The sequence below is a fragment of the Pseudomonas sp. P105 genome (genome assembly GCF_032614175.1).
Lineage (GTDB): Bacteria > Pseudomonadota > Gammaproteobacteria > Pseudomonadales > Pseudomonadaceae > Aquipseudomonas > Aquipseudomonas rhizophila.
The window spans coordinates 3479064-3499882 of the sequence record NZ_CP126693.1 but is presented as its reverse complement, the minus strand read 5'-3'; the positions used below and the strand labels follow the sequence as shown (position 1 = coordinate 3499882).

17 protein-coding genes and 1 pseudogene are annotated in these 20819 nt (G+C 60.6%); 11 read left to right on the top strand and 7 right to left on the bottom strand.

Going from position 1 to position 20819, the window contains the following annotated elements:
• Positions 1-11 precede the first annotated feature (11 nt).
• Together QOM08_RS15730 and QOM08_RS15725 are read left to right on the top strand one after the other, a co-directional pair.
• Entirely contained in the window at positions 12-917 is a 906-nt protein-coding gene (locus tag QOM08_RS15730) for an alpha/beta hydrolase (RefSeq protein ID WP_173406877.1), read from the top strand.
• Between the two features lie 63 nt (positions 918-980).
• The gene (locus QOM08_RS15725; protein ID WP_188250769.1) at positions 981-1655 is read left to right on the top strand and encodes a TetR/AcrR family transcriptional regulator; all 675 of its coding nucleotides are present in this window, start codon (positions 981-983) and stop codon (positions 1653-1655) included.
• Between the two features lie 7 nt (positions 1656-1662).
• On the opposite strand, the gene QOM08_RS15720 is transcribed toward QOM08_RS15725, so the two are convergent.
• Positions 1663-3492, bottom strand: coding sequence for a sigma-54-dependent Fis family transcriptional regulator (locus tag QOM08_RS15720; protein ID WP_047225625.1), 1830 nt, complete (start codon positions 3490-3492; stop codon positions 1663-1665).
• A gap of 277 nt (positions 3493-3769) precedes the next feature.
• On the opposite strand from QOM08_RS15720, the gene QOM08_RS15715 reads away from it, so the two are divergent.
• The 7 genes and pseudogenes from QOM08_RS15715 (at position 3770) to QOM08_RS29115 (ending at position 12876) form a co-directional block, all read left to right on the top strand.
• Positions 3770-4537: a coniferyl-alcohol dehydrogenase gene (locus QOM08_RS15715; protein WP_160892158.1), complete on the top strand. Its 768-nt coding sequence runs from the start codon at positions 3770-3772 to the stop codon at positions 4535-4537.
• A 94-nt stretch (positions 4538-4631) separates the two neighbouring features.
• Positions 4632-6278, top strand: coding sequence for a DUF1302 domain-containing protein (locus QOM08_RS15710; RefSeq protein ID WP_188250770.1), 1647 nt, complete (start codon positions 4632-4634; stop codon positions 6276-6278).
• 18 nt (positions 6279-6296) lie between these two features.
• On the top strand, positions 6297-7658 hold the full coding sequence (locus tag QOM08_RS15705) for a DUF1329 domain-containing protein (RefSeq protein WP_107322802.1): 1362 nt from the start codon (positions 6297-6299) through the stop codon (positions 7656-7658).
• Between the two features lie 86 nt (positions 7659-7744).
• Positions 7745-8824, top strand: a complete 1080-nt coding sequence (locus QOM08_RS15700; RefSeq protein WP_188250771.1) for a WD40/YVTN/BNR-like repeat-containing protein — start codon at positions 7745-7747, stop codon at positions 8822-8824.
• A 120-nt stretch (positions 8825-8944) separates the two neighbouring features.
• Positions 8945-11302, top strand: coding sequence for an efflux RND transporter permease subunit (locus QOM08_RS15695; protein ID WP_223194332.1), 2358 nt, complete (start codon positions 8945-8947; stop codon positions 11300-11302).
• 218 nt (positions 11303-11520) lie between these two features.
• Positions 11521-12288, top strand: a pseudogene (locus tag QOM08_RS29120) (PAS domain-containing protein); the annotation flags it as partial.
• Positions 12289-12381: 93 nt separating this feature from the next.
• A complete protein-coding gene (locus QOM08_RS29115; RefSeq protein ID WP_370695198.1) occupies positions 12382-12876 on the top strand; it encodes a methyl-accepting chemotaxis protein in 495 nt (164 codons plus the stop codon).
• Positions 12877-12900: 24 nt separating this feature from the next.
• Here the strand turns inward: QOM08_RS29115 and QOM08_RS15685 are convergent, their stop codons facing one another.
• The 5 genes from QOM08_RS15685 to napE are packed head-to-tail and all read right to left on the bottom strand — an operon-like array spanning position 12901 to position 16969.
• Positions 12901-13497 carry a cytochrome c3 family protein gene (locus QOM08_RS15685; RefSeq protein WP_013692861.1) on the bottom strand — a complete coding sequence of 199 codons (597 nt, stop codon included), beginning with the start codon at positions 13495-13497 and terminating at the stop codon, positions 12901-12903.
• Positions 13498-13506: 9 nt separating this feature from the next.
• Positions 13507-13992 carry a nitrate reductase cytochrome c-type subunit gene (locus tag QOM08_RS15680; RefSeq protein ID WP_047225631.1) on the bottom strand — a complete coding sequence of 162 codons (486 nt, stop codon included), beginning with the start codon at positions 13990-13992 and terminating at the stop codon, positions 13507-13509.
• A gap of 11 nt (positions 13993-14003) precedes the next feature.
• Complete coding sequence (gene napA / locus QOM08_RS15675; protein ID WP_188250774.1) at positions 14004-16508, bottom strand: nitrate reductase catalytic subunit NapA; 2505 nt, start codon at positions 16506-16508, stop codon at positions 14004-14006.
• Complete coding sequence (locus QOM08_RS15670) at positions 16505-16765, bottom strand: chaperone NapD (RefSeq protein WP_076384282.1); 261 nt, start codon at positions 16763-16765, stop codon at positions 16505-16507. The genes napA and QOM08_RS15670 overlap by 4 nt, the downstream gene beginning before the upstream one ends.
• A gap of 36 nt (positions 16766-16801) precedes the next feature.
• Positions 16802-16969, bottom strand: coding sequence for a periplasmic nitrate reductase, NapE protein (gene napE / locus QOM08_RS15665; protein WP_076384284.1), 168 nt, complete (start codon positions 16967-16969; stop codon positions 16802-16804).
• Between the two features lie 254 nt (positions 16970-17223).
• Here napE and QOM08_RS15660 point away from each other — a divergent pair, with 254 nt between their 5' ends.
• Positions 17224-18546, top strand: a complete 1323-nt coding sequence (locus QOM08_RS15660) for an APC family permease (RefSeq protein WP_047225867.1) — start codon at positions 17224-17226, stop codon at positions 18544-18546.
• 136 nt (positions 18547-18682) lie between these two features.
• Complete coding sequence (locus QOM08_RS15655) at positions 18683-19462, top strand: EAL domain-containing protein (RefSeq protein WP_047225635.1); 780 nt, start codon at positions 18683-18685, stop codon at positions 19460-19462.
• Positions 19463-19533: 71 nt separating this feature from the next.
• On the opposite strand, the gene QOM08_RS15650 is transcribed toward QOM08_RS15655, so the two are convergent.
• Positions 19534-20736, bottom strand: coding sequence for an MFS transporter (locus QOM08_RS15650; protein ID WP_188250888.1), 1203 nt, complete (start codon positions 20734-20736; stop codon positions 19534-19536).
• Between the last annotated feature and the right edge of the window lie 83 nt (positions 20737-20819).

Sequence of the window (20819 nt, the reverse complement as noted above, 5' to 3'; positions counted from 1 at the left end):
GGAGTTTGATCATGAACGTGTTGTCGACTCTCAAGGCCAAGCTGCTGCGTGCCTTTGCCAAGCGCATGAAAGCCAAGTTCACCTATGACGCGGCGCAGTATCCGTTGCGCCTGTTCGAGGAGAAGCTCATCCCCACGGCGTGGGGCCCGGCACGGGCCTTGTTCTATTGGCCCCAGGCGCCGTCCAGCGAACCTTTGCCCGTGTACCTGAACCTGCATGGCGGCGGTTTTGTGGCCGGGGTGCCGGAGCATGACGACAGCTATTGCCGGCGGTTGGCCCACAACCTGGGTTGCCTGGTGGTCAATCTGGATTATGTCCTGGCCCCCGAGTTTCCCTTTCCCGCCGGCTTGCGACAGAGCTTCGCGGTGCTTGAGTGGCTGGCCGAACAGGCCGCGGCCCTGGGTATCGACCCACAACGCATCGCAGTCGGTGGGCACAGCGCCGGCGGTAACCTGGCCACCGGCGTGGCCAATCTGGCGCGGGAGCACCAACGGCTGCGGGTGGTGCATCAGGTCATCGACTATGCGGCCGTGGACTTAGCCGCGGATCCGGAACTCAAGCGCTCGACCTCTGACAAACCCTTGCTCGGCCCGGGCCTGATGCGCTTCTTCAATCGCTGTTACCTGAGCGATCCGGCGCATGCCCGCGACCCTCTGGCATCGCCGTTACTGGCGACGGTCGAGCAATTGCAGGGCATGCCCCCCGCGACGGTGATCACTGCCGAGTACGATATCCTGCTCGCCGAGGGGCAGGCCTACGCGCAGAAACTGCGTCAGGCCGGTGTGGCGGTGACCGAGAGAATGTTCACCGGGTGCGATCATATGTTCACTCACCTGGGACCGGATGCTTCGGCACAGCAGGCGTGGCAGCTTATCGAAGACTCCCTGCGCAAGGCGTTTGCGAGCAGGCTGCGTTAAGCTGGGCACCTTTGTGAAACCACCATCAGGACATGCGCACCATGCCGTTCAACAGGACCCGTAATGCCTGAAACCGTAATGCCTGAAACCACTGCGCTGCCCACCCGGCGCGGTCGTCCGCCGGTGCGCAGCCGTCAGGAGCAGATGACCTCGCTGTTGGATGCGGCGGCGCAGGCGCTTGGCAGCGGCAATTTTGCCAACGTCACCATGGATGCTATCGCCCGCGCCGCCGGGATCTCCAAGAAGACCCTGTACCTGTTGGTGCCGAGCAAGGAAGCGTTGCTCTCGCAACTGGTGGCCAGGGACTTGTCCACCCTTGAACTGCTGTTGGAAAGCGGTATTGATTGCGCCGAGGACCTGCTCAGCGAGTTGCGCATGTACCTGACGTTATGGGCGCGCCTGACCCTGTCGCCGTTGGCGCTGGGGCTCTACCTGTTGGCTGCCCAGGGACGCGAAACGGCGCCGGGCCTTGCCAGGATCTGGTATCAGGAAGGTGCCGGGCGCTGCCTGAGCTTGTTGCGCGGCTGGCTGGGCAAGGCCGCCGGCAAGGGATTGTTGGCACACGAAGATGTCGAGTCAGCGGTGGAGCTGATCGACTCGCTGTTGATTTCCCAGCCGCTCAAGCTGTTCACCCTGGGGGTCCAACAGGCCTGGTCCGACGAGCAGATCGAGCAGCGGGTCGAGGTGACCTTGGGCCTGTTCGGCCGCTGCTTTATCCATCGATCATCTACGCCATAAGGCGCGCCTATTCGCTGGCCGAGCGTCGCGACAGGCGATAGGACAACTGAGCACGGGTCAGACCCAGACGGCGGGCCGCTTCAGAGACGTTGCCTTTCACTTCGCCCAGGCAGTGGTCAATGATGGTGTCCTCGATCTCTTGCAACGACAGCCGGCTCGGGTCCTTGCCGCCGAACAGCTCCAGACTCGCACCACTGCCGGTACTGGCTGCGGCGCTCGTTGCATGGCGGGCCGGCGGCGGGTCGTTGGGGCTCGCAGCCAGTTGGCCACGGGTGCCGATGGAGAACATGGGCTGGGCCAGGCGTTCACCGCTGGTAAACAAGTGCGCCAGGTCGATTGCGCCGCCGTCCGGGGCGCTGATCACGCCGCGCTCCACCAGGTTCTGTAGCTCGCGGATATTGCCCGGGAAGTCATAGGCCAGCAGCGTATCGGCCGTGCGCGGCGTGAAGCCGCTGATCTGCCGACCATGGCGCTGGGTGAAGCGATGCAGGAAGTGGGTCATCAGCAGCGGGATGTCTTCCTTGCGTTCGCGCAGCGGCGGCAGATGGATCGGAAATACATTCAAGCGAAAGAACAGATCTTCACGAAACTCGCCACGTTGCGCGGCGGCGCGGAGGTCGACGTTGGTCGCAGCGACCACCCGTACATCGACTTTCAACGTGCGGCTGCCACCGACTCGCTCGACTTCGCCCTCCTGCAAGGCGCGCAGCAGCTTGCCCTGGGCCACCAGGCTGAGGGTGGCGATCTCGTCAAGGAACAGGGTGCCGCCATCGGCACGCTCGAAGCGCCCGGCGCGCGATTGAGTGGCTCCGGTGTAGGCACCGCGCTCGACGCCGAACAGCTCCGACTCCATCAGGTTTTCCGGGATGGCAGCGCAGTTTATGGCGACGAAGGGTTCATCGTGGCGCGGGCTGATGCGGTGCAGCATCCGCGCAAACATTTCCTTGCCGACGCCGGACTCGCCAGTGAACAGCACCGTTGCCTGGGTCGGCGCGACCCGTCGCAACATGTGGCAGGCGGCGTTGAAGGCCGAGGAAATCCCCACCATGTCGCTGTCTTGTGCGGGAGTCGGATCAACCAGCAAACTGGTCGGCAGGGCGCCTTTATCGCTGCGGCTATGGGCTGTCACGCTGCGTCCGCCGGTGCTGACGAAAGGTTCGGCGTTCAGGTCGGCCAGGTCCGCTTCGGCGTCGTCCCATTCCTCCGCGGGTTTTCCAATCAGCCGGCAAATGCTGGAACCGGTGGAACGGCATTCGACCTCGCGGTAGAGAATCAGCCGGCCGACCATCGCCGAGGTGTACCCGGTGGCATAGCCGGTCTGCATCCAGCAGGCCGGTTCGGTGCCGATGCCGTATTGGGCGATGTGCTCGTCGTCCTCGCTGGAGTGATGCCAGAGGAATTCGCCGTAATAGGTGCCCAGGTTCATGTCGAATTCGAAATGCACCGGCTCGACCTTCACCGCGCCTTCGATCGCATGAATGATCGGACCGGCGGCGAACAGCGCCAGGATGTCGGCCTCGGGGAAGCGCTCCTTGATCAGGGCGGCGTCCCGGGCGCCGCAATGGTAGCCGGTGCGCAACATGATGCCTCGGGCGCGGGCCAGGCCCATGCTTTCAATCAGTTCTCGGCGTAGCGCGCCGATGCCGCTGTTGTGGATCAGCAGCATGCGCGCGCCGTTCAACCAGATGCGGCCGTCGCCCGGACTGAACATCAGGCATTCAGTCAGGTCCTGCAGGGTAGGCGGCGCCCCTGGTGGCAACTGCTCGCTGGCACCCCGCACGGGTTTGTTTGGCGTTGCGCGAGAGAGTTCGGCCAGGGAAATCAGCTTGTTCGCCATCACAAATCCTTAAACGGGATAATCATAATCCGCATAGTGCAGCATGAAATTGCTGAAATCATCACTTTTTTCACACGCCTGAATCCCCCCTCAAGATACCCACATGCCTCTGTTTGCGCTGGATGCCGCGTGCTTGAGCGGTTGCCTTGCGATTACTCAGAGATGGCATATCGCTTGCTACAACTAGTTACCGAGATTAACTAATTCGGCAATAACAATATGGCTTGGCTGTCGCCGCCTTCGAGCAGGCAGTACAAGCAAGAATCGGGAAGCCCGTATGAAGTTGACCAACAAGAGGATAGTCGTGACCGGGGTTTCCTCGGGCATCGGCGCCGAAACCGCGAGGATCCTGCGTGCCCACGGGGCCATCGTCATCGGCATGGATCGCAATGAGCCCAACCTGAGCCTGGACGATTTCATCCAGGCTGATCTCAGCCACCCGGATGTCATCGATGCGGCCGTGCAGCAGTTGCCGCAGGCGCTCGACGGCCTGTGCAACATTGCAGGAGTCCCCGGTACCGCCGATCCGCAAGCGGTTGCCCAGGTCAATTACCTAGGGGTGCGCCATCTCTGTGGGGCAGTGCTACCGCGCATTGTTGCCGGAGGCAGCATCGTCAACGTCGCCTCGATTCTGGGTGCGCAATGGCCGCAGCGCCTAGACCTGCACAAGGCCCTGGCCGATACCCAAAGCTTTGCCCATGGCCAGGCCTGGCTGGCCGAGCATCCGGTGCCTCGGGAGAGCTGCTACCAGTATTTCAAAGAGGCCTTGATCGTCTGGAATTACCAGCAGTCCCAACCCTGGTTCCTGCAGACCTCTGTGCGCATGAACTGCGTGGCGCCGGGCCCGGTGTTCACGCCCATCCTGGGTGATTTCGTCAGCATGCTCGGTCAAGAGCGCGTCGAGGCTGACGCTCATCGTATGAAGCGCCCGGCCTACGCCGATGAAGTGGCGGCTGCCATCGCCTTTCTGTGTGCCGACGAATCGCGCTGGATCAATGGCGTCAATCTGCCGGTCGATGGTGGCCTGGCGTCCACCTACATCTGAACGAGGAGCCCTGGGCGAGTGACCACCGGCCGACTACGAGCGAACGGCCAGTTCAAAAAACATGCTTCCAACAACAAGAACAATGAGGAACACCATGCACAACTCTCGATGCTATCCAGGCTTCAAGCGTTCAGCCCTGGCACTCTCGGTCTGCCTGGCCGGTTGGGCCTCCCAGCCCCAGGCTGCGCAAATAGACTTGGGCGACAGTCAATGGCGCCTGCGCTGGGATAACACCCTCAAGTACAGCCAGGCGTGGCGTCTGCAAGGGGCCGACGACAATCTGGTCAACGCGCCGACGGCGGGGGGCCTGTACCCCTCGATCCAGAGTCAGGGCGACAAGAACTTCAGCAGCGGCCTGGTCTCCAACCGCCTGGACCTGTTCAGTGAGATGGACCTGAGCCGGGAAAACTATGGCCTGCGCCTCAGCGGCGCGGCCTGGTACGACGATATCTACAACAAGAGCACCGACAGCAGCGAGCAACGGCACTTTCTCGACGATACCCGCGAACTGCACGGGCGCGACGCCGAATTGCTTGATGCCTTCGTGTTTGTGCGGGGTGATGTCGGCGAGTCGAGCCAGGGCACCGTGCGGCTGGGCCGGCATAGCCTGATTTATGGCGAAAGCCTGTTCTACGGGGGCAACGGCATTGCCAATGCCCAGGGGCCGAGCGATATCGTCAAGCTGCTCAGCGTACCCGGCACCCAGTTCAAGGAAATCCTGCGTCCGGTCAATCAGGTGTCCGGGCAGTTGCAGATCAACCCGCAGTTGTCTGTGGGTGCCTACTATCAGTTCGAATGGGAGCGTTCCAACTTGCCGGGGGCGGGCAGCTACCTGAGTGACAACGATGGTATCGGCGAAGGTTCCGGCGACTGGACCCAGGTGTTTGGCAACACCACCGTGCATGCCTCCGATATCGAGGCCAGGAACTCCGGCCAAGGCGGCATGCAACTGCGCTACAAGCCCGAAGGCACCGAACTGGAACTGGGCTTCTACGCTGCCAAGTATCACGACAAGGCGCCGAGTGCGCTCTATGCCTATCTGGACGGTGCAGCGGCCGCGGCCACCGGGCTGCCGATCCTGGGGTCCTATCGCCAGGTTTACGCCGAAGACATCAAAACCCTCGGCGCCAGCTTCTCCACGGCTTATGGCCCGTTCAATTTCGCCGGCGAAACCTCGGTGCGCTGGGACGCACCGCTGGTGAGCAACCTGCAGGTGGTGACACCTGTCATGGCGGCGGACAACAACGGCGACGCGCTCTACGCCAAGGGCAAGACCGCCCACGTCAACCTCTCGACCATCTATCTGCTGTCGCCCGGCCCGTTGTGGGATGGGGGTTCGGTGCTCGCCGAACTGGCCTGGAACCGCACCCTCAGCGTCACCGACAACCGCGCGGCATTGGACGCCAACACCACCCGGGACGCCACGGCGCTGCGCGTGCTGGCCGAACCGGCTTATTTCCAGGTGGCCGACGGTCTCGACCTGAGCGTACCGATGGGTTTTGGCGTGGTCCTCGATGGGCGCTCCTCAGCGGTCAGCAAGGCCGGGTTCGGCAATACCCACGCCGGCGACTGGAGTGTCGGCGTCAAAGCCACTTACCTGCAACGCTGGGACTTCGGCATCAACTACGTGAACTTCTTCGGCAAGAAGGAGGCAGGGCTGCGCGAGGACGGCAACTTCAGCTACGGGCAATCGCTGGCCGACCGTGACTTTGTCTCCATGTACGTGAAAACCACATTCTAATAAGAGGTTTCATTCGTTATGCACAGTAACCTTTCCTTGCGTATTTCGGCCTTGGCCATTGCCTTGCTCAGTGCCGGCCTGGTGCACGCGGCCGTTTCCCCGGAGCAGGCCGCACGCCTGAACTCGGACCTCACCCCCCTTGGCGCCGAGCGCGCCGGCAACAAAGACGGCAGCATTCCGGAATGGACAGGTGGCTACACCACAGCACCGGCCGGCTACAAGAATGGCGATAAACGCGCTGATCCGTTCGCCGCCGACAAGCCGCTGTACTCGGTCAGCGCGTCCAACATGGCGCAGTACGCCGACCAATTGGCCGAAGGCACCAAAGCCCTGTTGCAGAAGTATCCCGCTTACCGTCTGGACGTCTATCCCACCCGGCGCAGTGCCGCAGCGCCTCAGTGGGTGTATGACAACACCCTGAAAAACGCTACCCGCGCGAACCTTGAGGTGGCCACCGAAAAGGTCAGCGGCGCCTATGGCGGGATCCCATTTCCATTGCCGCAAAACGGCGCCGAGGTGCTGTGGAACTACCGCCTGTCCTGGCAGGGGGGAGACACCTTCTATTCGCCTTTTGATACCTGGCTGATGACCGCAGGCGGCAAGAAAATCCAGGCCACCCGCGCGCGCTTCTGGTACCAGCAACCCTACTACTTCAAAGACGGCAGCCTGGAAACCTTCGCGGGCAAGTTTCTGATCGGCAAACTGGCCACGGAACAACCGTCCTCCAAGGCCGGCGAGGGCCTGATGACCCACTGGGACATGGACCCCGGCAAACGTGCCGCCTGGCAGTACCTGGTCGGCCAGCGCCGGGTGCGTCGTGCGCCGAACGTTGCCTACGATACGCCGGACTTCGTCACCTCGGGCGTCGGTTTCTTCGACGAGGCTTTCATGATCTTCGGTCCGACCGACCGCCACGACCTCAAGTTGGTTGGCAAGAAAGAGTTGCTGGTGCCCTACAACAACAACCGCGCGGCAGCAGCGAGCAGCGACGAGTTGCTCAAGCCAGGCTTCCTCAACCCGGATCTGGTGCGGTGGGAGAAGCATCGGGTGTGGGTCGTGAGCGCGACACTCAAGGATGGCAAACGTCATGTGGTGCCCAAGCGCACCTATTACGTGGACGAGGACTCCTGGCAAGTGCTGCTGCTCGACGGCTATGACGCCCAAGGCAAGTTGGGGCGGCATAACTATTCGCTGACGTTGTTGGCGCCTGAAATGCCCGCGCTGACCGCTCAGATGATGTGGGGCAGCTACAACCTGGAGACCGGCGCCTACTTCCTGAACTCCTCGGCCAACGACCTGGATGTGCAGTACCAGAGCTATCCGCGTCCGCCGTCCGCGTTCTTCACCCCTGACGCCATGGCCAGCGACAGTATGCGCTAAGCGATTGTGCAAGGCGCCGGAGCCCAGGCATCGGCGCGTTGTGCGATCAGCGGTTGGATAATTCTTATGCGGCGGTTGGAGCGGACATGATCGGTAATTTTTCACTCATGCGGGCGCTACCGGTGGCCTTGCTGCTGGCTGCGTTATCAGTGTCAGGCTGGGCGACGGCCAGCCCGGGCATAGCACTACTCAACCAGCCGGCCTTGCAAAGTGCCAAGGCACCCCGTGCGGTGCTGCTGGCGGTAACCCGGGCGGGCGATCGGCTGGTGGCGGTCGGCGAACGCGGCATCGTGCTGCTCTCTGATGACTCCGGCCAGAGCTGGCGCCAGGCCCGTGTGCCGGTCAGCGTCAGCCTGACGGCGGTGCAGTTCGTGGATGCCGAACGGGGCTGGGCTGTCGGTCATCTGGGCGTGATTCTTCACAGCACCGACGGTGGCGAAACCTGGGTCAAGCAACTCGATGGTGTCGCAGCGGCGCACCTGGCGCTGGTTTCGGCTCAACAAGGCAGCGACGCCAAGCGGCTCAAGGATGCCGAGTGGCTGGTCGCCGATGGCCCGGACAAGCCGTTTCTCGACCTGTATTTCAGCGACCGTCGCAACGGTTATGTGGTCGGCGCCTATGGCCTGATTCTGCGTACCGCTGACGGTGGCGACAGTTGGCAGCCGTGGATGCAGCAGGTGGATAACCCCGAGGGCCTCAACCTGTACGGCATTCGCCCGGCGGGCGGTGCGCTGTTCATCGTCGGCGAACGCGGTCTGCTGCTGCGTTCGACTGACAACGGGAGCCGCTTCGAGGCCCTCGATTCACCCTATGACGGCAGTTTTTTCGGTGTGCAGGGCAGCTCGGCCGGAGAGTTGTTGGCCTTCGGTCTGCGCGGCAATGCTTATTGGTCGGGCGACCAGGGTGTGAGTTGGCGGCGGATCGAGACGGGGCTGGAAGTGGCTTTGTCGGCTGGCACTCGCTCGCCTGATGGCGCGTTGATCCTGGCCAGCCAGGCCGGCGATCTGCTGCTCAGCCTCGATCGAGGCCGCAGCTTGCGGCACTTGAAAGGACCGACCGGCACCTCGATCGCCGGCCTGGTGGCCGCCCCGGACGGCAGCTTGATTGGTGTCGGCCTCAGTGGCGTGACCCGCCTCAAGCATGACCTTTACTCGGCGCAACGTTGAAACACTTGCCAGAGCCCTATGCGGCCGTATTCGGAGTCCGATGTGAACGACCATAATCCCGCCCTCGAACAGCAAGTGGTAATCGCCCGTCTGGAGGATTTCGATCCGCGTTCCGGAAACATGGGCGAGCGGGCGATCTTCAATCATCGCCCCTGGGTGATTCTGCTCTGCCTGCTGGCCACCCTGGTGCTGGGTTACCAGGCCAGCAAGATCGGTCTCAATGCCAGTTTCGAAAAAACCATTCCGACGTCGCACCCTTACGTCGCCAATTTCCTTGAGCGACGCAGCGAATTGAGCGGCCTGGGTAACTCTGTGCGCATTGCCGTGGCGGTCAAGGACGGCAACATCTTCGACAAGGATTACCTCGACGTTCTCGCCAGGCTCAACGACGAGATCTATTTGCTGCCGGGTGTCGACAAGCCTTATATGAAGTCGCTCTGGACGCCGACCACGCGCTGGACGGCCGTGACAGAGGAGGGGCTTGACGGCGGCACGGTGATCCCGGACACCTATGACGGTTCCGCCGCCAGCCTGGAGCAGGTGCGCACCAACGTTGCCCGCTCCGGCGAGATCGGCCAACTGGTGGCGGGCAACTTCCAGTCCAGCGTGATATTCGTACCGCTGCTGGAAATCAATCCCGTGACCGGCAAGGCGCTGGATGCCGGTGAGTTCTCCCGGCAACTGGAAGCGTTGCGCGACAAATACCAGAGCGATCGAATCCAGATTCACATCACCGGGTTCACCAAGATCATCGGCGACCTGATTGCCGGACTGGTCCAGGTCATGCTGTTTTTCGTGGTTGCCGTGCTGGTGACGGTTGTGGTGCTCTACTGGTACACCCGTTGTGCCCGCAGCACCGCGCTGGTGGTGCTCTGCTCCCTGGTGGCGGTGCTCTGGCAGGTCGGGCTGCTCGCCAGCCTTGGTTACGACCTGGACCCCTATTCGGCGCTGGTGCCTTTTCTGGTGTTCGCCATCGGCATGAGCCACGGCGCGCAGAAGATGAACGGCATCATGCAGGACATCGGTCGTGGCACGCACCGGGTGGTCGCCGCGCGTTATACCTTCCGCCGCTTGTTTGCCGCCGGCATGACCGCGTTGCTTTGTGATGCGGTGGGGTTCGCGGTGCTGATGGTGATCAAGATCCGCGTGATCCAGGACCTGGCGATTACCGCCAGCATCGGAGTGGCGGTGCTGATCTTCACCAACCTGATCCTGCTGCCGATTCTGCTCAGCTATATCGGTGTCGGCGCCAAGGCGGCCGAGCGCAGCTTGCGGGCCGAAACCGCTGAGTTGAAAGCAAACGTCAAGCATCCGCTCTGGAGTTTCCTCGACCTGTTCACCCGGCGCTCCTGGGCTTACGGCGCTTGCCTGGTGGGCCTGGCGCTGGCGGTCGGCGGTTTCGCCGTCAGCCTGCACCTGAAAATCGGCGATCTGGACCCGGGCGCTCCGGAGCTGCGTCCAGACTCGCGTTACAACCGCGATGCGGCTTTCATGACGCAGAACTACGCGGCCAGTTCAGACATTTTCGTGGTCATGGTCAAAACCCCGGAAGACCAGTGCACCCGCTATCCGACCCTGGCGGCGGTGGATGCTTTGGCCTGGCAACTGGAGCAATTGCCGGGCGTCGAGTCGACCAACTCCATGGCCGCCCTGAGCAAGATCGCCGCCGCCGGGTATAACGAGGGCAACTTCAAATGGTACGAGTTGATTCCCAATGACGGGGCCCTCGGCGCGGTACAGACCCGTGCGCCGCGTGAACTGTTCAACCAGGGCTGTTCGCTGCTCTCGCTTTACGTCTACCTGGCCGACCACAAGGCTGACACTCTGGAGCGGGTGGTGCAGACCAGCGAAGCCTTTATCGCCCAGCAGCAACTGCCGGACGTGAAGTTTATGCTCGCTGCGGGGAGCGCCGGCATCGAGGCGGCGACTAACATTGTGGTGAAGAAGGCCATGCGCGAGATGCTGTTCTGGGTCTACGGTGCCGTGATCCTGCTTTGCTGGGTGACCTTCCGTTCCTGGCGCGCGGTACTCGCCGCGGTGCTGCCGCTGATGCTCACCTCGATCCTCTGCGAGGCGCTGATGGTGGGTCTGGGCATGGGCGTGAAGGTGGCGACTTTGCCGGTGATCGCCCTCGGGGTGGGCATTGGGGTCGACTACGCGCTGTATGTGCTGAGCGTGATCCTGACCCACATGCGCGCCGGCGCCACGCTGTCCGAGGCCTATTACCGCGCGCTGCTGTTCACCGGCAAGGTGGTTCTGCTGACCGGCGTCACCCTGGCTATCGCCGTGGCGACCTGGGCTTTCTCGCCGATCAAGTTCCAGGCCGACATGGGCATCCTGCTGGCCTTCATGTTCCTGGTGAACATGCTCGGCGCGCTGATCCTGTTGCCTGCACTGGCGTACTTCCTGTTGCCACAAAGGCTGTTCGCAAAAAAGCCTGAGGCCGCCGGCGTGTTGCAGCCGGTCGGGGAGGGCTGACTGACGGTCCGCTGGCAACCGAAGGGCCAGACCAGGCAGGCCAATGCGGCTTGCCTGGTCTGGCCATTTCCACGATCCGATGGAGACAAGTCAAAACGGTTTTTCTGCCGTTTATCTGGCGTCAAAACATAATCTTTCACGCCGTATTTAGCCTTCAGCCAACTCGCCGATACCCTCAATAAGGTCCGATCGATTTGTGGGTTCGCCGAGGGTACGTCATGTTTAATTCAACGCTGAAAAGTGAATTGATGGCTAGGACAGCCGAATTGGCAACGTACAAAGGATTGGTGGGTGCTCTGGAGCGGTCGATGGCCGTTGTGGAGTTCAGCCCAGATGGCAAGGTACTGCGCACCAATGAGAATTTCTTGCATACGATGGGGCATCGGGCAGATCAACTGGCCGGTATGTCTCATCGGGATTTCTGCACGCCCGCGCTGGTCAGCAGCCCCGAGTATCGTCAGTTCTGGGACCGCCTGCGGTCCGGTCAATTCGTGTCGGGCACTTTTCAGCGAGTCAATGGCAAGGGCGGGAATGTCTGGCTGGAGGCCAGCTATAACCCGGTAGTGGACGAACAAGGCCGCGTTGTAAAAGTGGTCAAATATGCACTCGACGTCACCGTGCGGGTAGCAAACGAGGCGCAAACCCAAGGCAAGCTGGCAGCACTCGATCGCGCTATGGCGGTGATCGAATTCGATCTGAACGGCAACATCCTGACCGCTAACGACAACTTCCTCAGTGTCATGAATTACTCGCTGGCGGAACTCAAAGGCAAGCACCACCGGCTGTTCTGCGAGCAGGAGCTGGTGAGCAGCTCCGAATACAGCGATTTCTGGCGTCGCCTCAATAGCGGTGAATTTTTCAGTGGTCAATTCAAACGTCTGGGCAAGCACGGCAAGGTTGTCTGGTTGGAGGCCAGTTACAACCCGGTCTACGATGCCGAAGGCAAGCTGAGCAAAATCATCAAGTTCGCCAGTGACATCAGCGAACGAGTCGAGAAATTCGAAGAGGATTCGCGCGGCGCTTCCCGTGCCTACCACATCTCTGCCGAGACCGAGAAAGTCGCTGAACAGGGCTCGCAAGTGATTCAGCAGACGGCCAAGGAAATGCGCCAGATCGCTGACAATATCGGAGCCTCTGCACGATTGGTCGGCCAGTTGGGCGCGCGTTCTGAAGAGATCACGGCCATCGTCAATACCATTCGCGGCATCGCCGACCAGACCAACCTGCTTGCCCTTAACGCGGCCATCGAAGCGGCGCGGGCCGGCGATCAAGGGAGAGGGTTTGCGGTGGTCGCCGATGAAGTCCGGCAACTGGCCGGGCGCACCAGCCGTTCGACGGCCGAGATTGCCGAGATGATCGGCCTGATTCTGTCTGAAACCCGTGACGCCGTCGCCAGCATGACGGTGACCCAGGAGGGCGCCCTGCGTGGCGTAACCCTGGCCGATCAGGCCGGATCGGTTATTCTGCAGATCAGAACCGGTACCAGTGACGCACTCGAAGCGGTGAGCATGTTTGCCTCCAAACTCGATGAGTCCGAGGTCATCCCGAAAACGGCCATCGGCTGGGTAGGTTGATGCGTATGGGCGGCCCGAACCTCCTCACCAGCCTTTGACGCCGCTCATATCAGGCAACTTGTGAGCGATGCCCTTGTGGCAATCGATGCAGGTTGCCTCGCCATTGGCCAGTGAGGTCGAGTGCATGCTCGAGGCGCGCTTGCTTTGCCGGGTGAAGTCCATGAATTCGAAGTTGTGACAATTGCGGCATTCTCGCGAGTCGTTGGCCTTGAGTCGGGCCCATTCGTGCTCGGCCAGTTCACGTCGCAGGGCGAGGAATTTGTCGCGGGTGTCGATGGTACCGAAAATCTTGCCCCAGACCTCCTTGGAGGCCTGCATCTTGCGCGCGATCTTATGGGTCCACTCGTGTGGCACGTGACAGTCCGGACAACTGGCGCGTACGCCGGAGCGGTTGGTGTAGTGGATCGTGTCCTTGAGCTCGACAAACACGTTGTCACGCATTTCATGGCAGGACACGCAGAACGTCTCGGTATTGGTCGCCTCCAGTGCAGTGTTGAAGCCGCCCCAGAAAACGATACCGGCGATAAAGCCCCCAAGCGTCAGGAAACCCAGGCTGTAATACAGGCTCGGACGACGCAGGACGCCCCAGTAGTCCTTGAGCAAGGCGAACAGTGCTTTCATGTTGCCTCCTCAAGGTTTCTTCGTGGCGTTGGCGTTGTCTTGCAGCAGTTTGTCGATTGTCTCGAAATTGTTTCCCACCAAAGGCTTCACGTCCGCCTGCGGTACATGGCACTGGTTGCAGAAGTACCGACGTGGTGAGACGGCCGCCAGCGCTTGGCCATCGCGGTCCATGTAGTGGGTGATGCTGATCATCGTTGCCTGGGTCCGTGCGCTGTTGGCACGGCTGTGACAGGACAGGCACTTGTTGCCGTTCGCGTCGACCTGATAGCCACGGATGGTGTGGGGAATGGTCGGCGGCTGATCCGGGTAATTACGCTCGCGTTTGAGGTCTTTGTTTTCTTCATCGGTAATGGGCGGGGCGGGCATGTTCTGGGATAGAGTGCCGCCGGGGCGACGCCCATCCGGAGCTGGCGCGTCGAGCGGGTAGTTGATTTCAGCCGCGATCACCACGCCAATCGCGGCAAGCAGAAACAAGGGCAGCATTCGAAAAAGCATCAGGGTTCTCCTCAGGCCACGCTGACCAACTCGATGCGTATCGCGCACTTTTTGTAGTCGGTTTGCTTGGAGATCGGGTCGGTGGCATCGAGCGTGACCTTGTTGATCAGCTTGTTGGCGTCGAAAAACGGCACGAATACCAATCCTTGAGGCGGCTTGTTGCGCCCGCGGGTTTCGATGCGCGCACGGATCTCACCGCGTCGGCTGATCAGCTTCACTTCACTGCCGCGCCGTGCTTTCAAGGCCTTGGCATCCTCGGGATGCATGTACACCAGCGCATCCGGCACGGCTTTGTAGAGTTCTTCGACTCGCTGGGTCATGCTGCCCGTGTGCCAGTGTTCAAGAACGCGCCCGGTGCTCAGCCAGAACGGGTAGTCCGCATCCGGTGCCTCGGCCGGCGGTTCGTAGGGGAGGGCGAAAATGATCGCCTTCTTGTCCGGATAGCCATAGAACTGCACCTCGCTGCCTTTCTCCACATAGGGGTCCAGCCCCTCGCGATAACGCCAGCGGGTTTCCTTGCCATCCACCACCGGCCAGCGCAGGCCCCGTTCACTGTGGTAACGGTCAAATGCGGCAAGGTCATGTCCATGGCCGCGACCGAATTGGGCGTACTCCTCGAACAGCCCCTTCTGCGGGTAAAACCCAAAGGCCTTGGCTTCATCGTTTTTGTAGCCGGCTTCCAACTGCTCGACGGGGAACTGGTCCACCTGGCCATTTTTGAACAGCACCTCGAAGAGGGTCTTGCCCTTGAGCTCAGGTGCCTTGGCGAGCAATTCGGCGGGCCAGGTTTCATCGGTGGTGAAGCGCTTGGAAAATTCCATCAACTGCCACAGGTCCGACCGGGCGTCTCCCGGTGCCGTCACCAACTGATGCCAGAATTGCGTGCGTCGTTCAGCGTTACCGAAGGCGCCTTCCTTCTCCACCCACATGGCGCTGGGCAGAATCAGGTCGGCGGCCTGGGCGGAAACGGTGGGGTAGACGTCGGAGACAATCATGAAATTGTCCGGGTTGCGCCAACCCGGCAGGACTTCCTGCATGATGTTCGGTCCGGCCTGCATGTTGTTGCTGGCCTGGGTCCAGCACACGTTGAGCACACCGTCCTTGAGCATGCGGCTCTGTTCCACCGCGTGGAAGCCGGGCTTTTCCTGGATGGTGCCGGCGGGCAGCTTCCAGATTTTCTCGGCGGTGACGCGATGCTTGGGATTGGTGACCACCAGGTCGGCCGGTAGTCGGTGGGAAAAAGTCCCCACTTCACGTGCCGTGCCACAGGCCGACGGTTGACCGGTCAACGAGAACGGGCTATTGCCCGGCTCACTGATCTTGCCGGTAAGCAGGTGGATGTTGTAGATCAGGTTGTTGGCCCAGACGCCACGCGTGTGCTGGTTGAACCCCATGGTCCAGAACGACACGACCTTACGCTTGGGGTCGGCATACAACTGTGCCAGGCTTTTCAGTCGCTCAGGGGCAACCCCCGTCTCCCTGGCGGTTCGCTCCAGCGTGTAAGGCTTGACGAAGGCGGCGTACGCCTCGAAGTCAATATCCGTCCAGGTGTTGGCCTTGCCGGCATTCTTCGCGCTGGTTTCCCGTGGGTCGTCAGGACGCAGGCCGTAGCCGATGTCGTCGGCACCCCGGGCAAAGCGAGTGTGCTTGCTGATGAAATCCTGGTTCACCGCGCCGCTTTCAATGATGTGGTTGGCGATGTAGTTAAGAATCAGCAGGTCGGTTTGCGGCTTGAACACCATGGGGATGTCGGCCAACTCGAAACTGCGATGTTCGAAGGTGGACAGCACCGCCACTTTCACATGGGGCTGGCTCAGGCGGCGATCGGTGACCCGGCTCCAGAGCACCGGGTGCATCTCGGCCATGTTCGAGCCCCAGAGCACGAAGGCATCGGTGGCTTCGATGTCGTCATAACAACCCATGGGTTCATCGGCGCCAAAGGTGCGCATGAAACCCATCACCGCCGAGGCCATGCAATGGCGGGCGTTGGGGTCGATGTTGTTGGTGCGAAAGCCGGCCTTCATCAGTTTGTTGGCGGCGTAGCCTTCCCAGACCGTCCACTGTCCGGAGCCGAACATACCGACCGATTCCGGCCCCTTGCTTTTCAGGGCCTGCTTGAACTTCAGCTCCATGATGTCGAAGGCTTGCTCCCAACTGACCGGCTGGAATTCGCCCTGCTTGTCGTACTGACCGTTCTTCATGCGCAACAGCGGCTGGGTCAGGCGATCGACGCCATACATGATCTTTGAAAGAAAATAGCCTTTCACGCAGTTGAGCCCACGATTGACTTCGGCCTTCACGTCGCCATGGGTGGCGACCACCCGGTTATCCCGGGTCGCGACCATCACGCTGCACCCGGTGCCACAGAACCGGCAAGGCGCCTTGTTCCAGTCCAGGATGACCATGTCCGCTTCGGTCACCAGGTTGCTGGCAGAGGTTACGATCGGCAGGCCCGCAGCGGCGGCTGCAATGGCGGCGGCCTGGGTCTTGACGAATGCACGGCGGGTCATGCTCATTCGATGTCTCCTTCGGGCTCGAGGAGTTCGTGATAGATCAACGCCGCGTTGAGTACGCCGGGCAGGTTGTTGATCTGGTCGATGCGTTGCAGGATCTGGTCTTCATGCACGGCTTCAAGCACTACCACCAGTTTTCCGGCGGCACTTTCCTGATGCAGCTCCAGGCCATCGAGCAGGCGCAGGTTGGCCTTGACCGTGTCGAACATCTCCGGTCGGGCAAGTACGACAAGACTGGCGATATGCAGGGTTTCGTCCATGAACGGGCTCCAATAGCCTCAAGAAAAAGCCACCGGTCAGTGGGGTGGGCCAGGAGGGCCATACAGCATCTGGAAAAACCAGACGAGGAAACCGTAGCCGCCGACGATGGCGACCGACAGCAGCGGAAAGAGGAACACGACAAGGAAGAGGAACAGCCGGGTTTCCTTGCGGCGTTCAGGTTTGCGTTCTTCAACCAACGACATTGGGGCTTCTCCAGCCGAACCTGCGTTGATACTAGATCACGATTGCTGGACTGGCCTGTGTGCCCGATTTGCTTTCGACCAACGGTCCCACCAAGGGCCAGTAAATGACTCTGACGATTGACCCGGACGGCGCGATGATGGGGAACATTTCTGAACTTTCACTGGGCAAATACTTCCACTACTCAGAGAGTCATACCACTGCCTGGCGCAACGCGAGGTACCCAACACGTGCATGTTTGAAGCAGAGCCAGAATATGAAAGTAACGCCCCCTAAATCCCGGACCTCCTTGCGCCGGGCGGTGACAGGACCGATGCTGTTTCTTTTCATTCTTGGCGATGTACTCGGCGCCGGTGTTTATGCGCTCGCCGGCACGATCGCGGGGGAGGTGGGCGGCGCGATCTGGATGCCGTTGCTGGTAGCATTATTCTTCGCAATGCTGACGGCCGGTTCGTATGCGGAGCTGGTCACCAAATACCCCCATGCGGGAGCGGCGTCGGTGTATGCCGAGAAGGCATTCAAGTCACCGCTTATTTCGTTTTTGGTCGGGTTCTGCATGCTGGCTGCGGCTGTCACAAGCGCTGCCGGTCTTTCGCTGGCTTTCGCGGGTGATTATCTGGGCGCATTTGTTCAGGTCTCACCGCACGTCGCGGCCCTGGTGTTTCTGGTGGTCATAGCGCTCTTGAATGCCAGGGGAATAAAAGAGTCTCTGGGGGCGAATCTGGTGATGACGCTCATAGAACTGTCAGGCCTGATTCTGGTCGTTGTGGCTGCCGCCTGGTTTTTCCGTTCCGGTGATGCTCACCTGGAAGCCGCGTTGCAATTCAAGCCGGGGGTCAGTCCGATGCTGGCGGTGTTGGGGGCGGCATTGCTGGCCTTCTATTCGTTTGTCGGCTTTGAAACATCCGCCAATCTGGCTGAGGAAATACGTGATGTTCGAAAGGTCTATCCGCGCGCCTTATTTGCGGCATTGTTGACCGCCGGGGTCGTCTACATGGCCGTTGGTGTCGCAGCCTCTTCAGTGCTGCCGATGGAGCAACTGGTCGCAACGTCGGCCCCGTTGCTGGAAGTCGTCCGGGCATCGGGATTGAACATTCCACCTCGCGTGTTTGCCTTTATCGCGCTCATCGCCGTGGCCAACGGAGCGTTGCTGACTCTGATCATGGCCAGTCGACTCGCCTATGGAATGGCGTGTCTGGGGCTGTTGCCGGAGGCCTTGGCGCAGGTACTGCCCAACAGACGTACGCCTTGGGTCGCTATCATCGCCACGACCCTTGTATCTATTGCGTTGACACTGACCGGCACCCTTGCTGCATTGGCCCAGACAGTTGTTCTGCTGTTGCTTTTCGTATTCCTCAGCACAAATCTGGCGGTATTGGTGTTAAGGCGTGACACGGTTGAGGAAGCGCATTTTCGGGTGCCAACCTGGGTGCCCGTTCTGGCTATCGTTTCGTGTTTGATATTGCTCAGTCAGCAAAGCCTGGAAACCTGGCTTCGCGGTGCAGCCTTGATGGTTGTCGGAATATTGCTTTACGCCTGCACGCGTATCGCGATGCCCGTGGCGATAAAGCCTGGCTAGCGGGCTGGAGGAGTCCCGTCGGTAATCATGGACTCAAACGTCCTCCAGAAAGCTCGGACTGTGCCGATTCAAACGGTGTCGACTACAGTTCCTTGCATGTGCAGGGGATGCCCCGTTAAGCAACGGAATACTGATCATGACCCAAGACTCCTCCGACCCAGCCTTCAAATCCCTCGGTTGCGCCGAATGCCGCAACCATGAGGCGCTGGGGTTCGACTTCACAATGGCCTTTCAACCCATCTTCAATGTACGAACGCGCACCGCGTTCGCTTATGAGGCGTTGGTGCGGGGCGTCAATGGCGAATCGGCAGGCTACATTCTTGGACTGGTCAATGACGGTAACCGCTACCGGTTCGACCAGGCGTGTCGCGTGAAGGCGATCGAGGAAGCCGCCCGGCTGGGCATTCTGGACATTGCCGATTGCCTGCTCAGCATCAATTTCCTGCCCAATGCCGTGTACAGGCCCGAGACCTGTATCCGGGCAACCCTGGAAGCCGCACGTAATACAAACTTCCCGCCAAACCGACTCATGTTCGAAGTGACGGAAGGCGAGAAAGTGGTAGATCCTGAGCACCTCAAGTCGATTTTCGTGGAGTACGAGCGCCAGGGTTTCACCACCGCCATTGACGATTTCGGCTCCGGTTACTCAGGACTCAATCTGCTGGCCATGTTTCAGCCGCAAGTGCTGAAGATTGATATGGCGTTGACCCGCACGATTGATCAAGACACCGTCAAGCAAGCGATTGTCGAGGGTATCGTCCTGGTCGCCAAACGCCTGGGCATTACCGTCATAGCCGAGGGCATTGAGACGCGAGGGGAAAGCGCCGCGCTTCTGGAGCTGGGTATCGATCTGATGCAGGGATACCTGTTCGCAAGACCTGAGGTCGGTCGCCTCCCGCCTGGCAGTTTTGACTGAGGCGTACGGGCCGTTCAAGGCGTTTTCCAAAGACAGCTTTTTTGTTCGCTGGGTGAGATGGCAGAGGCTTTTCACGGTTTTTGTCGGCCGTGGTTGATCCAGCGGGAAGCACCCAATATATAAAAAGCTCCTCCCGCGATAATAAAGAGCGCGAGCATGTAGAAAATGCTGTGGGGCGGTTGCGTGGCCAGGACCACGCCGCAGAGCAACGGCCCGGCCGCGGCCCCCAGGTTGCCGAGGTTCTGCGCGGCGTAGTACATGCCGCGCAGATGGTTGGGCGCGATGTTGTCGATGAACATGTATTCCGCGGGGAATACGATTATTTCCCCGACAGTGAATACAGCCATGGACATCACCCAGAACATCACCGAGTTGGACAGGGCGAAACCGGCCAGGCCCATGAGGAACATTCCCAGCCCGGCCACTAGCCAAAGATTCAGATGCCGATGGGATATTTTCTTGCCGATGGAATATTGCAAGCTGATCACCATCAGCGCATTGGTCGTGACGATAGCGCTGATGATTCGGTAGGTGTTCTCCGGCGTGGTTGTAACCACCAGATACTGCGAGAGATAGGCGGTGAACTGGCCGAAGACCACGGCGCTGAGCAGGCCGCCTAGTGTGAAACATACCAGCCGGTAATCCTGGAGCAGAACCTTGCCCACCGCCAGGAAAGGCGCAGGCGTCTGGCCTGCGTCGACGGGGGCGGAATGTCTGTCGCCCCAAACGAAGTAAATGAGAAAGAAGCCGGCACCGAGCCCGGCAGACAATAGAAAGGGCAAGCTGATCCCTAGCTTGGCAATTCCCGCCCCGAGAAACGGTCCGACGGCATAGCCGATGTTGGTCAACGTGTATTTGATCGAGAACACTTCGCTGCGTTCGGCGGCGGGGAGCAAGCTGCCAAATCCCGCTTTGACCGCTATATCGATGACGGCATATGCCAGATTGATCAGCACCAGGCAGATGAAAAAAAGCCAGAGTTCGCGCGTCACGACTGCCCCAAGGAACCCCAGGCTGAACAACCCACTGAACCCCAGAATGAGTCGGTAGCTGGATAGCCTGTCAACCAGGAAACCGCCATAGAGGCTCAATAGCGATCCAATGATCAGTGTGCTGCCGATGACCACTCCGATATCCGCCACACCCATGGCGAAGTTTTCGGACAGATAGATAACCAGATAGGGCAGCGTGATCGCTCGGCTCAACGTCAGTATCGAAGACGCGCAAAGCAGCAGGTTGACGGTCGTGGGGTAGTTTCTAAGGGTAGCGAGCATCCTTGCCTCTTTGTTCAATCGATCATTGCCAGGGGCGCAGCGTGGCGCAATACGCTCGCGGCAAGTTTACTGAGGAATCCAGT

Bases quoted from the DNA above. Each gene is read 5' to 3' on its own strand.
- QOM08_RS15715 (WP_160892158.1), top strand. From the start codon at position 3,770: ATGAAGTTGACCAACAAGAGGATAGTCGTGACCGGGGTTTCCTCGGGC.
- QOM08_RS15705 (WP_107322802.1), top strand. From the start codon at position 6,297: ATGCACAGTAACCTTTCCTTGCGTATTTCGGCCTTGGCCATTGCCTTG.
- QOM08_RS15660 (WP_047225867.1), top strand. From the start codon at position 17,224: ATGAAAGTAACGCCCCCTAAATCCCGGACCTCCTTGCGCCGGGCGGTG.
- napA (WP_188250774.1), bottom strand. From the start codon at position 16,508: ATGAGCATGACCCGCCGTGCATTCGTCAAGACCCAGGCCGCCGCCATT.
- QOM08_RS15680 (WP_047225631.1), bottom strand. From the start codon at position 13,992: ATGCTTTTTCGAATGCTGCCCTTGTTTCTGCTTGCCGCGATTGGCGTG.
- QOM08_RS15695 (WP_223194332.1), top strand. From the start codon at position 8,945: ATGGGCGAGCGGGCGATCTTCAATCATCGCCCCTGGGTGATTCTGCTC.
- QOM08_RS15700 (WP_188250771.1), top strand. From the start codon at position 7,745: ATGATCGGTAATTTTTCACTCATGCGGGCGCTACCGGTGGCCTTGCTG.
- QOM08_RS15710 (WP_188250770.1), top strand. From the start codon at position 4,632: ATGCACAACTCTCGATGCTATCCAGGCTTCAAGCGTTCAGCCCTGGCA.
- QOM08_RS15650 (WP_188250888.1), bottom strand. From the start codon at position 20,736: ATGCTCGCTACCCTTAGAAACTACCCCACGACCGTCAACCTGCTGCTT.
- napE (WP_076384284.1), bottom strand. From the start codon at position 16,969: ATGTCGTTGGTTGAAGAACGCAAACCTGAACGCCGCAAGGAAACCCGG.
- QOM08_RS15730 (WP_173406877.1), top strand. From the start codon at position 12: ATGAACGTGTTGTCGACTCTCAAGGCCAAGCTGCTGCGTGCCTTTGCC.
- QOM08_RS15655 (WP_047225635.1), top strand. From the start codon at position 18,683: ATGACCCAAGACTCCTCCGACCCAGCCTTCAAATCCCTCGGTTGCGCC.
- QOM08_RS15670 (WP_076384282.1), bottom strand. From the start codon at position 16,765: ATGGACGAAACCCTGCATATCGCCAGTCTTGTCGTACTTGCCCGACCG.
- QOM08_RS15725 (WP_188250769.1), top strand. From the start codon at position 981: ATGCCTGAAACCGTAATGCCTGAAACCACTGCGCTGCCCACCCGGCGC.
- QOM08_RS15685 (WP_013692861.1), bottom strand. From the start codon at position 13,497: ATGAAAGCACTGTTCGCCTTGCTCAAGGACTACTGGGGCGTCCTGCGT.
- QOM08_RS15720 (WP_047225625.1), bottom strand. From the start codon at position 3,492: ATGGCGAACAAGCTGATTTCCCTGGCCGAACTCTCTCGCGCAACGCCA.